The organism is Rathayibacter sp. AY1B6, assembly GCF_002932755.1.
GTDB lineage: Bacteria > Actinomycetota > Actinomycetes > Actinomycetales > Microbacteriaceae > Rathayibacter.
The window spans coordinates 78,226-90,319 of sequence record NZ_PSWL01000004.1; the positions used below are offsets into that span (position 1 = coordinate 78,226).

Below are 12,094 nucleotides of genomic sequence, written 5' to 3' on the forward strand. Positions count from 1 at the left end.
AGCAGGTCGAAGCCCGCCGGCCGGCCGGCGGACGACGCCGCCGCCGGACCCCGCCCCGTCACCGCCTCTCGACCCCGTCCAGCGCCTCCGCCTCGGCGATCCGCAGCCGCATCTGCCGGTACCGGTGGAACTGGTACACCCCGTGCAGCACCGCGAGGACGACCGCGGCCGCCATGCCGCACGCGATCGCGGGGACCTCGTCCGCGCCGCTCTGCGTCAGCGCGAGCGCGACTCCGGCGCCCGCCACGATCGAGTTGACCACCGCGATCGCCGAGGACATCGTGAAGAAGATGCCCCGCCAGCTCTGCCGCCGGCCGATCTCGAGCAGCTCGTTCGGCGCGTGGCGGCCGCGCGGCACCGCGAAGTAGGCGCCCGCGCCCGGCAGCAGGGTCCCGTAGTAGCGGCGGATGCGCTGGATGGCCGTCAGCGCGGCGATGTCCTCCATCGAGGTCTGCACCAGCCGCTCGTAGGTGAACACCCCCAGCAGCACGACGACCGGGATGATCACCGCGAGGAACCCCATCGCGTACCGGGTCGGGGCGAGGAAGCCGAAGGCCACGAGCGAGCTGGAGAGCATCGTCAGGTAGAGCGAGGCGCGGCTGCTCGACTCCGTCACGGTGATCCCGCGCGCCGACTCCAGGACGAAGTGCTCGGTCAGCAGAGCGTTGAGGAACGCGGCCGGCCGGTCGGGGAGCGACGCGGCGGAGACGGCGGCCTCGGGCAGCCCCGGCGTGCGGGGAGGCTCCCCCTCGTCGAGGCGGTCGCCCGGCTCCGGATTCACGACCGCGCCTCTCGCGAGGACGCCCCGCCACGTCCGCTCTTCGAGTCATCCGACTCGCGCACCGGCTCCACCCGCGCGCCTACCGTCGGACGCGACGCCGAGCACCGCCACCGGGGCGCGTGCTCTGACACCGAAGGGCCGTTCATGACCGACACCCGCCACCTCCACTCGAACCAGCGAGACACGCTCGAGCGGCTGCTCGAGGACTCGCCCAGCCACAACGTCCTCTGGGCGGACGCGCTGACGCTGCTCGAAGCCGTCGGCACCGTCCACGAGAAGCACGACGGCGCCTTCTCGGTGACGGTCGGCTCGACCACCGAGACCCTCCACCGGCCGCACCACAAGGACGTGGACGAGCAGCAGCTCGTCGACCTGCGCCGCCTGCTCCGCGGAGCGGGGTACGGCGCATGAGCGCCGGGACGCCCGCCGACCTCACCGGGTCGGCCGCCGAGCGCCTCCGCCGGCTGGACGCGCTCGACGCGGGGGCGCTGACCGAGGAGTGGCTCCTCCGCCAGCTGCGCCTCGCGCTCGGGGATCTCGCCGCGCTCGAGCCGGCCGCCGAGGCCGAGCAGGAGCGGCGCGAGGACTTCTGACGCGACGGGCGGCCGTCCGGGGTGCACACGGCCGGCACCCCGACGGCCGCCGCCCCGCAGCCCGAGCCCCACGCAGCGCCGCCCCGATCCGCCGCTCATCGCCCGGCCGCCGCGCTGCGGGCGCGCAGCAGCACGCCGGCCGTCGCGGTCGCCGCCAGCACCAGCGCCGCGAACACCGTCAGCACGGTCGTCGCGGCGACGAGGTTCAGCGCCGCTCCCGCCGCCAGCGCGGGCACCGCGAGCCCCGTGTAGGCGACCAGGAACACCACCGCCAGGGTCTCGCCCCGGCGGGCCGGATCCGCGAGGGCGACCGCCGTGCCGATCGATCCCTTGAAGAGCAGCCCCACCCCGAAGCCCGAGACGACGGCCCCGGCGAGGAACACCCCCAGCTGCGGAGCGATCGCTCCGGCCGCGACCGCTGCGAGCCCGGCCGCGCAGCCCGCCACCGCGATCGAGAGCTGCAGGCGCACCGCCACCTTCACGAGCAGCAGCTGGCCCAGGGCCGCGGAGGCGAACACGGCGAAGGACGTCGCCCCGGCCAGCAGGTGGTCGCGGACCTGGAACGTCTGCACCAGGAACGTCGGTGCGAGCGAGGTGAAGAGGCCGAGGACGGAGAAGGCCGAGAACGCTCCGAACGCCGCGAGCAGGAACGCCCGGCGCGCGTCCGCCGGCACCGAGAGCCGCTGCGGCCGGTAGGCGGGCGCCGTCTCCGGCACGTCGACCGTCTCGGGTACGAGGAGCAGCGCCAGGCCCGCCACGAGCAGCGCGACCAGGAACACCTGATGCGGCAGGAGGAGCGGATCGGGGAGGAACTCGGCGAAGACCCCTCCGAGCAGCGGACCCAGCGAGAGCCCGCCGAGGTTCACGGCGCCCGAGATCGACGCGGCGACGATCGTGTTCTCGTCCGGCCGGGCGCGGGCGCGCAGCTCGCCGAGGTGGGCGGTCGCGGTGGCGGTGAGCATCCCGATGCTGACGCCGTTGACGAAGCGGGCGACGATCAGCCCCGGAACCTCCGTCGTCAGCGAGAAGAGGACGGCCGAGATCGCCGAGACGAGCACCGCGATCAGCAGCACCCGGCGGCGGCCGAGCCAGTCGCTGACGTGACCGGCGAGGTACAGGCTCACGATCACTCCGACCGCGTAGGCGGCGAAGACGACGGTGATCACGAACGGCGGGAAGCCGTCGAGCTGCTGGTAGAGCGGGTAGAGCGGAGTCGGCACCGTCGAGTACGCCATCACGAGCAGGAAGGTCGCGGCGACGATCCAGAAGCCGACGCCGTGGCGCACCGTCGGCAGCCGGCGGCTCACGAGGTCTCCTGCAGGTGGCGGTGGGCGAAGGTGACGGCCATCGCGCCCTCGCCGACGGCGGAGGCGACGCGCTTGACCGAGCTGCGGCGCACGTCCCCCGCGGCGAAGGAGCCGGGGACGCTGGTCTCGAGGTAGAACGGCGCCCGCTCGAGCGGCCAGTCCGGCGCGGCGTGCTCGCCCGCGAGGTCCGGGCCCGTCACGAGGTAGCCGCCGGAGTCGCGGACGATCGCGGTCTCCGCCGCCCAGGTCGTGTCCGGTTCGCCGCCGATGCAGACGAACAGATGCGAGGTGGCCAGCGCCCCGTGCGCGCCGGTCGCCGAGTTCTCGACCTCGATCGACTCGAGGGCGTCGGCGCCGTGCAGGCGGGCGACGCGCGAGTCGAGGAGGATCGTCACGTTCGGCTGCCGGACGACGCGCTCCGCGAGGTAGGAGGAGAGGCTGTCGGCCAGATCCGGGCCGCGGACCAGCATGGTCACGTGCCGCGCGTGCGCCGAGAGGTTCATCACGGCCTGCCCGGCCGAGTTGCCGCCTCCGACGACCACGACGTCCTCGCCCTCGCAGAGCGGCGCCTCGCTCGTGCCGGCGCCGTAGTAGAGGCCGACGCCGAGCAGCTCGTCCTCGCGCTCGAGGCCGAGCCGGCGCCACTGGATTCCCGTGGCGCAGATGTTGGTGCGGGCGACGACGGTCGTCCCGTCGGCGAGCAGTGCGTGGATCCGGTCGTCGGCGAAGCGCCCGCGGATCCCCTCGCGCATCCGCAGGAGCTCGGCGCCGAACGAGACGGCCTGCTGCCGCGCGCGCTCGGCCAGGTCGGCTCCCGCGATCCCGTGCGGGAAGCCGAGGTAGTTCTCGATCAGGCTGCTGGATCCGGCCTGCCCGCCGATCGCCGAGCGCTCGAGGACGACGACCTTCAGCCCCTCGGACGCGGCGTAGACGGCGGCGGAGAGCCCGGCCGGGCCCGCGCCGTAGATGGAGAGGTCGTACTCGGCCAGCCGGGGTGCGCCCACCCAGCCCAGCCGGGCCGCGACCTCGGCGAGCGTCGGATCGGAGGCGCGGCTGCCGTCCGGGAACACCACGAGCGGGAGCGACGCGGTGGCGAGGGGGTGTCCGGCGACGGCGAGGCACTGCTCGTCCGTGTCGATCGGCGTCCACGAGAACGAGACGACGCTGCGCGAGAGGAGGTCGCGGATCTCCCACGCGTCGCGGCTCTCGCGCCGCCCGTAGAGGCGGACCTGCGGGACGTCCCCGGGCACGGTCACGAGGCCCGCCGCCGCTCGAGCCCGTCGCGGAACCTCATCAGCTTGAGGCAGAGGTGCAGCGTGCTGCGCGCGAGTCCGTCGTCGAGCGCCTCCCGGACCGCCTCGGGCAGGTTGTCGAGGCGGTAGTAGAGCGTGGTGCGGTGGATGTGCAGGAGCCCGCACGCCTCCCGCACGCTGCCGCGCACGTCGAGGTAGGCCTCGACCGTCCGCCGCTGCACCTCGTCGCCCCGCTCGAGCAGCGTCGCCGCGGCCGGCGAGAGCATGGCGAGCTGCGAGCTGTCCGCCCCGATCGAGGCGAGGAGCACCCACGCCCCCAGCTCGGCGATGTCGGCCCGGCCGCGGCCGTCGGGCAGGGAGCCGACGATGGTCGCGGCGAGGGCGGCCCGCTCGGCGGTCGGCAGGAGGTCGTCGTCGCGGACGTCGAACCGGGCCGAGCCGATCGCGTCGACGGCCGTGCCGCGGTCGCGCGCCTCCTGGTGGAGGATGGCGTCGGTGGCGGCCTCCGGCGCGTCGACGCTGACGAAGAACAGAGCGCCTTCCTGATCGCCGAGGAAGGTCAGGCCGAAGGCGGGGCTCGCGTCGATCCGCTTCGCCAGCGCCGTCCGCTGGAGCGAGCCGGTCGCGCCGGCGAGGCGCACCGCGCGGACGACGGTCTGGGCGTCCCGCCGGAGCCAGCGCCGCTCCACCGCCTCGGCGAAGGCCGAGCGCCGGATGCTGCCGTCCGCCGCGAGCAGCGCCGCGAGGACGTCCTCGCGGCGGGAGCTGCCGCCCGCCCTCGTCGACGGACCGAGCAGGCGCCGGATCGCGCCGACGGCCGCGTCGATGAGGGAGTACTCGGCCGGAGTGAGCGGCGCGGGCCGCTCCCGGGGGAGGAGGAGAGTCGCGAGCCGGCCCCGCGGATCCTGGACCGGGAACACGCCGTCCCGGGGCCCTCTGCCCGTACGGGCCGCGGCCAGGATCCGGTGCGACGGGTCCTCGATCGTCACCGGTCGGTCGAGAGCCTCGGCGAGCTCGTCGGCGAGGTCCTGCAGAGTCATCGGCGGGGATCCGGGTGAGGGGCCATGCCGTGATCCTCGCGGAGGGAGCCCTCCCGAAGCGTGGCCCTTCCAGGCCCACCTTCCGCGTCGGATCCGCTGCCGGCCGCGAGGAGACGCTCAGCTTCCGCTGCCGGGGCCGTCCCCGGGGAACCCGTCCGCGAGGAGGCGGTCGAGGACGTCCGGCCAGTCGAGCAGGACGCCGATGTGGCCTCGACCGGGCCGGATCGTGAGCTCCGCGGCCGGGTGGAGGCGGCGCCCGACCCGGCGGGGATGCGGCGTCTCGTCGTAGGGTCGACGGGAGGGTCGGTGGGCCCTCGGACGGGAGGGGTCCGCATGTCGATCGACGAGGTGTCCGACGGGATCGAGGCGGCCGCCGCGCTGCCGCACGTGCGCTCCGGCGTCTCCGGCGCGACACCGTACGAGATCGCGCAGCGCTTCGCCGCGGGGGAGCTGACGCGGGAGCAGGCCGTCGACGAGCTCGGCCGCCGGCGCTACCGGCCCGGGTCGCCCAGCGACGGCTTCGACTGGACGACCCTCGACCCGGGGGAGTTCGAGGAGGTCCGCCGGGCCCTGTCCGATGGTCTGCTCGACGCCGCGATGTACGACGAGGTCCTCGACCGGTACAGCGGGCAGAGCTCCTCCGGCGATGGTGTGCCGAGCGCATGAGCGTCGGGCCGATGGACGTCGCCTTCACCGCTCCGATCGGCGTCATCGTCAAGGGCGACCTCTGGTCGTGCGTCGAGGTGCCCGGCTCCGTCGAGCTGTTCGGCACAGGGAGGTCCGTGAAGGTGGTCGCCACCGTCGACGGCGAGCCGGTGACCGCGGGCCTGCTGCCGACCGGCGCCGGCGGCCACATGCTGTCGATCAGCGCGAAGCTGCGGAAGACGATCGGCAAGGACCTCGGCGACGTCGTCACCGTCCACCTGGCCGAGCGCCTGAGCTGAGCTCCGGAATCGGAGGGAGACCCGTGGGCGGAGCGGAGAAGCCGGCCTGGGCGAATCCCGAGCCGGAGGTGCATCGGGCGCTCGCGCGGTGGGCGGCGGAGTGCGTGATGCGCGTCCTCCCCGCGTTCGAGGAGTGGGATCCGGACGATCCCCGGCCTCGGCGTGCGCTCGACGTCCTCCTCGCGTGGGAGAGGGGCGAGGCCCCGATGACGCAGTGCCGCACGGCGGCCTTCGCGGCGCACGCCGCAGCCCGCACCGCGACGCAGGCGGGCGAGCCGGCCGCCACCGCTGCCGCGCGGGCGGCCGGTCAGGCCGCGGCCGTCGCGCACATGGCGGATCACTGCTCGCACGCCGCCGTGTACGCCGCGAAGGCGGTCGGACTCCGGGGGAGCGACGCCGACCGGGACGCGGAGCGGCGTCACCAGTGGGAGAGCCTCGACCCCGCGCTGCGCCCCCTCGGCTTCCCGAAGGGGCTGTGACTCCTCCGCACGAGAGCGACTCCACTCGGACCGCGACCGTCTGCCCGCAGGGGCGTCACTTCTCGGGCCGCACCACCAGCCCGACGCCGCCCCCGCGCCGTACGGGCTCGGCGACCGCGGTCATCCGCCCCGAGGGATCGACCTCGATCGCCGCGACCGCGCCGATCTGCGCGGCCGACGTGAAGGTGTCGCCCGAGGGGACCAGCTGCTGGCCGAAGGGCGCGAGGTCGTCGGCGTACGCCTCGATGAACTCCGGCTCGGCCGAGGTGGTCGCCCCGTTGCGCTGGGAGGCGCGGGGAGCGGCCACCGCCTCCGGCAGCGTCATGCCGAGGTCGATGCGGTTGACCAGGGTCTGCAGGACCGTCGTGATGATCGTCGATCCGCCCGGCGAGCCGACGACGAACCGCACGTTCCCGCCGTCGAGCACGATCGTGGGCGACATCGACGAGCGCGGGCGCTTGCCCGGCTCGATCCGGTTCGGGTCCCCGTCGACGAAGGTGGGGGAGAAGTCGGTCATCTCGTTGTTGAGGAGGAAGCCGCGGCCGGGGACGGTCATCGCCGAGCCGCCGGTCTGCTCGATCGTCAGCGTGTAGGAGGCGGCGTTGCCCCACTTGTCCACGACGGAGAGGTGCGTCGTGGAGATGTTCTCGGTGTCCGACTCCTCCACGGCGGGGGCGGTCGAGCATCCGGAGCCGTCGAGAGCGCCGGGCGCGACCGGGCGGACGGAGGCGGTCGTCGGGTCGATCGTGCAGTCGCGCGAGTCCGCGAACTCCTGGCTGAGGAGCGTCTCGGTGGGCACGTCGACGAAGGCCGGGTCGCCGACGTAGGCGCCGCGATCAGCGAAGGCACGGGCGGACGCCTCGAGGTAGAGGTGCAGGGCGCTGCCGGTGTCCTCGGCCGCGAGGTCGTGGTTCTCGAGGATGTTCAGCGCCTCGCCGACCGCGATCCCTCCGGAGGAGGAGGGGGCCATGCCGTAGACGTCGAGTCCGCGGTAGGAGACGCGGGTGGGCGCCTGCTCGGCGACCGAGTAGGCCGCGAGGTCCGCGGCGGTCATCGTGCCGGCCGGAGCGGGGAGATTCGCGCCGTCCGCGAGCTTCGGGTGCTGCACCGTGTCGGCGATCTCGGCGGCCAGCGCGCCCTCGTAGAACGCGTCCGGCCCGTGGACGGCGATGGAGGTCAGAGTCTTCGCGAGGTCGAGGTTGCGGAACGTGCTGCCCACCTTCGGCGCGTCCCCGCCGGGGAGGAACAGCTTCGCGGTGTCGGGGAACGCCTGGAACCGCTCGAGGTTGTCGAGAGTCTGGTTGCGGAAGGTCTCGTCGACTCGGAAGCCCTTCGCCGCGAGCGCGATGGAGGGAGCCAGCACGACCGGGAGCGGCAGGGTTCCGAAGCTGTCGACCGCGGTGTCCCAGGTCGCCACGGTGCCGGGCACGCCGACCGCGACGCCGGACGAGACGAGGTCGGGCGTGAACGGGTAGGGAGCGCCCGTCGCGGGGTCCAGGAAGGCGTCCGAGGTGATGCCGGCCGGCGCGGTCTCGCGCCCGTCGATGGTGCTGACCTCGCCGGACGCCTTGTCGAAGTAGACGAAGTACCCGCCGCCGCCGACACCGGCGCTGTAGGGCTCGCTCACGCCGAGGGCGGCGGCTGTGGCGACCGCGGCGTCGGCAGCGTTGCCGCCGCGCTTCAGCACTTCCAGGCCCGCCCGGCTCGCGTTCGCGTCGACCGACGAGACCGCGCCGCCGTAGCCGACCGAGGTCGACGGCGAGACGATCGGCCCGCCGAGGTAGTCGACGATCCTCTCGGGTGTCACCCCTTTGTCCTTGAGGTACCCGGAGATCGGCCTGTCGAGAGCGGACGCCGGTGCGGCACCCGCCACTCCCACCGAGACGACCGCGACCAGCGCGATCGCGATCCTGCGGAGCACGGGTGTCGTGGCCATGGCGTTCCTCCATCGGAACTCAGTGGTGCGCGGTCGGCGATGCGGGTCCCCCCAACTTAGGGGTGCGATTCGCTGCGGCATAGGGGTGGAGGGTCGGGTCCGACCGTCGGCACGCGTTCCGCGGGGCGTTGCTCAGCCCGTGACTTCCCGCGTGCTCGAGTAGACACGTTGCTCGGGCCTCCCGCGCCTTTGCCCAAACAGTAAGAAAGATGCCTGAGGGGTGGATTCCGGCTGAGGCGTCCGGCGAATACCTCATCGAGACTAACCGTCAGAGAGACTTGTCCGAATGGCAGCATGGTCGACGAAAGCCGAGAAGGCGTCGCTCCCGCGAGGAGTGCTGCGGCCCCTTGCGACTGCGCCTGAGCGGCGTCGCAACGCGCCATTCTCTGGCAACCGTTGGAATTTCGGCACTCCCGATCTACAGTGAAGCGAGGCGCCTCGGAAATCCCTTACAAGGTTGAATCGAAGTGCAGTGCTGACGGTGAGGATCAATGATGATAGTGGTTGTTGTGTTGCGCGTCCTCGTCGGGGTCTTGATCGGTGTTGCGGGAGTCATCAAATACCGCGAAGGACGCGAACAACTCCGCTTGTCCATCGCCGCCTTCAAGGTGCTGCCGACGAAACTGCTGACTGCGACAACGTGTCTTCTCCCGCCTGTCGAGCTGGCTGTCGGAGTGGGCATCATCGCGAACCTCGGCTGGTTCTGGACTGTAAGCGGACTCGGATTGCTTACGACCTATACGGCCGCTATAGTCAGCGCGCTCATTCGCGGGATCGTCAACGATTGTGGTTGTTTCGGTGCTGTCCTGCGGCAACGATCGAGTCCTACTCTCGTCGCCAGAAACCTACTGTTCATCGTCATGTTGGCGCCGAGCTTGTGGCAGGAGCCTCGATCATATTCCGAGGCGTGGAGCCTCGCGATTGTCGCTGGCGTCGTAGCACTCGCTGGCTGGCGTCTCGCCGAAGCGAAGCGTGGAAAGACGGCTGCCCTCGTCCCGTGAGGCGGCCGTTCGAGTAGTCGACCCGGAAAACAATGGAGGAGAAGGGATTTTCTATCATGCGAATCAATAGAAGGACTATCTTCGGTGCTGGCGCGGGGGCCCTCATCGCGACTCTTTTTCCAGAGATCGCGCTTGCCGACGGCCGGGCTTCCCGATCGATCACATCGACGAAAAGCAACGAGGGGGAGTGGTTCTCCGATCTGACGCGCCCAGTTACGGACGACGAGCGTTCGGCCTACATGCAGTACTTCGAGGACGATCTGAGCGCGGCAGGAATCCGTTACGGCGGCTTCGCCGGTGATCCCATCAATATGTCGATAATCAGCGGTTCGACCGTCGTGCTCGCCTTGAGCACCACGCTCCTCGGGGACCGAGTCCATATTCGTCGCATACGTCTCTCAAGTTCGAGGCAAGTTTTGAAGTCGACCGTCACTGTTTTCGATGTCGATACGGCCGAGAACACGGCAACCATGTCTGCAATCGGAACGAACGCGTTGTCAGCGGTCACCCCAGCGAGCGCATTCGCGGCTTGTGGATCAGGCACGCACTCATGCCGGACCTGTACGACGTTCGACACTGGGAGGATCGTCACTTGTTGCGGGGGTTGTGTCTTCACGGGAAATGTCGTCGCTTTCACGGCGTGCGCCATGATCTTCTGCTCGTTATGCATGTCTCAGAATTGTCTTGGCTGGACCTACGCGTGTTGCTCTAACTGACTGATCCAGCAGAACGAGAAAGGGTTGCCTGCAATGGGCAGTGTGCGCTTGGACCACGATTCGGCGAGAAAGGTGCGGGTGGCTTCGCTCGCGGGCTTGGCGGGAACCCTCCTCTTGACGATCGGTTACCTCCGTCTGGGATCCCTTCCGGGCGACGGTGGAATCCTCCTCGTGCTTGCAGTGCTATGGCTCCTATGGGTACCGACAAGCGTCGCCTCCTGCGCGATGAGGCCGACGGAGAAGTGGCTCGTGCCCATCAGGATCGCGCTGGGCTTGAGCTTCGGTGTCGCCGCCGCCGGATTCTACCTACTCGCCTGAGTGGCGAAAGCGTCCCCGTACGACCTGCCGCGCTTACGCGAAACCCCCAGGCAGAACCGAAGGCAGTCGGCGGCCGGGTGCGACTACCCGCTCGCGTCGCTCGCCGCTGGCGTCCTGCTCCAGCCTGCTCAATGCCGTATTCCCGCCGGGACGCTAGGCAGCGGGTCGGCCTCGGGAACCCGACCCGCGGGATCCTGCCGGGGACAAAAGCGCGATCAACGAGCGCGCCCGCAGACTCTGCCCGTCCTGCGCCGTGTCCACCCTCGTCATTGCCGGGTCATGATCGGTGGCGGGCGAAGTGACGAAGACGCGTTGGTGGCCGCCTGGACGCCGTCGGTAGAGGACTCGAATGCCATCCGGCCTCGCGCTGCAACTGTGGCCAGTACGGTGTCCACTGCCGAGTCCCCGAGGATGCGACTACGGCGCGGGGTAGGGGGTGCTCGGTCGAGCTCGCCGCCGTCGCTCAGTCCCGGCTCGGTGCTGACGGCCCGTCGGGGATGGCGGGCAGTGCGTCGGTCGGCGGTATCGCGAACCAGAAGACCCCGTCCGCGAGCCGCGCGCGTTCCAGGGGCGCGCCGAGGGGCTCGGCCGTGTTCAGCGCCGCATCGACTCCCGTCGAGACGGGATCGTCGTTCGCGGCGTGCGGTGGGAAGCGGAAGCGCTGACCGATCAGATGGTCGCCGTCGAGACGGCGCCGGTAGACGATGCAGACGCTGTTCGGGCTCTCGATCCAGGTCCGGACCACGTCCACCACGGAGGCGTAGTTCTCGAGGATCTCGTCCTCCAGGACCCTCTTGACGACGGCAGCCTCGGTCGAATCGTGCATGGGCGATCCCTCCTCGGGTGGCGGACCGAGGAACTCGGCCCGCCACGGACGGTAGCCGAACCATTTTCGGCAGGGCGGAGGAGGCGCGCTCGAGCTCCGGAGCGGCGCGCGCCCCTCCTGGCCGGCAGGCCTGCGTCGGTACTGCTGACGGAGTCGTCGGGGCTCCTGATCCGGCCCGCGTGTCGACTCGTCCGGCAGCCGCTCTTGACATGCGAGCGAAGTAAGTGTTCGATCAGTCACATGCCCACCCCATCCTCCCGCTCCACCGCTGAGGCGCAGCGCGAGCGGATCACCGAGGCCGCGCTCCACGTCTTCGCGCGCACCGGGTACGCCGCGACCCCGATCACCGACGTCGCTGCCGAGGCCGGGGTCTCGCCCGCCTACGTCTTCCGCCTGTTCCCGGGCAAGCTCGGCGTCTTCGTCGCCGCGGTCGACCGCTGCTACGAGCAGGTGGCGTCCACGCTCGCGGCGGCGGGGGAGGCCTCGCTCTCCTCGGACCCGGCCGACCGGCTCGAGGCGATGACCGTCGCCTACATCGACCTGATCGCCGACCGCGACCTGATCATGCTGCAGTCGCAGGCGCAGAGCGCGTGCGAGGTCCCCGAGATCCGCGAGGCGGTGCGTCGCGGGATCTCCTCGGTCGTCCGGACCGTCACCGTCGTGTCCGGAGCCGACGGCCCGGCCGTGCAGCGCTTCATCGCCTACGGGCAGCTCTGCCACCTGATCGTGCAGACCGACCTCGGCGGCGTCGACTCCGAGTGGGCCCGCATCGTCTCCGCGGGCATCCGGCACCGCGACTGAGTCCGCGGTCCTCCCCTCTCCTCCTCCTCTTCGCCACTCTCCCCTTTTCACGCCCGCAGATGTGACTGTCCAGTCACTCACTACCACCCCCAGGAGCCC

Annotated in this window: 15 protein-coding genes; 8 read left to right on the forward strand and 7 right to left on the reverse strand. The window is 71.3% G+C overall.

All coding sequences use genetic code 11. The features are described from left to right. Nucleotides 1-58: 58 nt before the first annotated feature. Entirely contained in the window at nt 59-781 is a 723-nt protein-coding gene (locus C5D08_RS03085) for a hypothetical protein (RefSeq protein ID WP_104275768.1), read from the reverse strand. Nucleotides 782-925: 144 nt separating this feature from the next. Here C5D08_RS03085 and C5D08_RS03090 point away from each other — a divergent pair, with 144 nt between their 5' ends. After that, a complete protein-coding gene (locus C5D08_RS03090) occupies nt 926-1,192 on the forward strand; it encodes a hypothetical protein (protein WP_104275769.1) in 267 nt (88 codons plus the stop codon). Then, nucleotides 1,189-1,374 (forward strand): hypothetical protein, encoded by a 186-nt coding sequence (locus C5D08_RS03095; protein WP_104224778.1) that lies wholly within the window; start codon nt 1,189-1,191, stop codon nt 1,372-1,374. Before C5D08_RS03090 ends, C5D08_RS03095 begins: the two co-directional genes overlap by 4 nt. A gap of 95 nt (nt 1,375-1,469) precedes the next feature. Here the strand turns inward: C5D08_RS03095 and C5D08_RS03100 are convergent, their stop codons facing one another. The 3 genes from C5D08_RS03100 to C5D08_RS03110 are packed head-to-tail and all read right to left on the reverse strand — an operon-like array spanning nt 1,470 to nt 4,974. After that, nucleotides 1,470-2,681, reverse strand: coding sequence for an MFS transporter (locus C5D08_RS03100; protein WP_258065163.1), 1,212 nt, complete (start codon nt 2,679-2,681; stop codon nt 1,470-1,472). Beyond that, nucleotides 2,678-3,937: an NAD(P)/FAD-dependent oxidoreductase gene (locus C5D08_RS03105; protein WP_181110072.1), complete on the reverse strand. Its 1,260-nt coding sequence runs from the start codon at nt 3,935-3,937 to the stop codon at nt 2,678-2,680. The genes C5D08_RS03100 and C5D08_RS03105 overlap by 4 nt, the downstream gene beginning before the upstream one ends. Further along, the gene (locus tag C5D08_RS03110; protein ID WP_104275770.1) at nt 3,934-4,974 is read right to left on the reverse strand and encodes a helix-turn-helix domain-containing protein; all 1,041 of its coding nucleotides are present in this window, start codon (nt 4,972-4,974) and stop codon (nt 3,934-3,936) included. Before C5D08_RS03110 ends, C5D08_RS03105 begins: the two co-directional genes overlap by 4 nt. 333 nt (nt 4,975-5,307) lie before the next feature. On the opposite strand from C5D08_RS03110, the gene C5D08_RS03115 reads away from it, so the two are divergent. The 3 genes from C5D08_RS03115 (at nt 5,308) to C5D08_RS03125 (ending at nt 6,397) form a co-directional block, all read left to right on the forward strand. Then, nucleotides 5,308-5,640 (forward strand): hypothetical protein, encoded by a 333-nt coding sequence (locus tag C5D08_RS03115; RefSeq protein ID WP_104275771.1) that lies wholly within the window; start codon nt 5,308-5,310, stop codon nt 5,638-5,640. Then, the gene (locus tag C5D08_RS03120; protein ID WP_104275772.1) at nt 5,637-5,918 is read left to right on the forward strand and encodes a DUF1905 domain-containing protein; all 282 of its coding nucleotides are present in this window, start codon (nt 5,637-5,639) and stop codon (nt 5,916-5,918) included. The genes C5D08_RS03115 and C5D08_RS03120 overlap by 4 nt, the downstream gene beginning before the upstream one ends. Before the next feature lie 68 nt (nt 5,919-5,986). Then, nucleotides 5,987-6,397, forward strand: a complete 411-nt coding sequence (locus C5D08_RS03125) for a putative immunity protein (protein ID WP_374954143.1) — start codon at nt 5,987-5,989, stop codon at nt 6,395-6,397. A gap of 55 nt (nt 6,398-6,452) precedes the next feature. Here C5D08_RS03125 and ggt read toward each other — a convergent pair whose 3' ends face one another. After that, the gene (gene ggt, locus C5D08_RS03130) at nt 6,453-8,333 is read right to left on the reverse strand and encodes a gamma-glutamyltransferase (protein WP_104275773.1); all 1,881 of its coding nucleotides are present in this window, start codon (nt 8,331-8,333) and stop codon (nt 6,453-6,455) included. Nucleotides 8,334-8,824: 491 nt separating this feature from the next. On the opposite strand from ggt, the gene C5D08_RS03135 reads away from it, so the two are divergent. Further along, on the forward strand, nt 8,825-9,334 hold the full coding sequence (locus tag C5D08_RS03135) for a MauE/DoxX family redox-associated membrane protein (RefSeq protein ID WP_104275774.1): 510 nt from the start codon (nt 8,825-8,827) through the stop codon (nt 9,332-9,334). Between the two features lie 280 nt (nt 9,335-9,614). On the opposite strand, the gene C5D08_RS16615 is transcribed toward C5D08_RS03135, so the two are convergent. Next, the gene (locus C5D08_RS16615) at nt 9,615-10,004 is read right to left on the reverse strand and encodes a hypothetical protein (RefSeq protein WP_146086069.1); all 390 of its coding nucleotides are present in this window, start codon (nt 10,002-10,004) and stop codon (nt 9,615-9,617) included. A gap of 79 nt (nt 10,005-10,083) precedes the next feature. Between C5D08_RS16615 and C5D08_RS03140 the strand changes: the two genes are divergently transcribed. Then, nucleotides 10,084-10,368: a hypothetical protein gene (locus tag C5D08_RS03140; protein WP_104275775.1), complete on the forward strand. Its 285-nt coding sequence runs from the start codon at nt 10,084-10,086 to the stop codon at nt 10,366-10,368. 463 nt (nt 10,369-10,831) lie between these two features. Here C5D08_RS03140 and C5D08_RS03145 read toward each other — a convergent pair whose 3' ends face one another. Then, a complete protein-coding gene (locus C5D08_RS03145) occupies nt 10,832-11,194 on the reverse strand; it encodes a hypothetical protein (protein ID WP_104224922.1) in 363 nt (120 codons plus the stop codon). A 240-nt stretch (nt 11,195-11,434) separates the two neighbouring features. Between C5D08_RS03145 and C5D08_RS03150 the strand changes: the two genes are divergently transcribed. Then, nucleotides 11,435-11,995, forward strand: a complete 561-nt coding sequence (locus C5D08_RS03150; RefSeq protein WP_104275776.1) for a TetR/AcrR family transcriptional regulator — start codon at nt 11,435-11,437, stop codon at nt 11,993-11,995. The last annotated feature ends 99 nt before the right edge of the window (nt 11,996-12,094 follow it).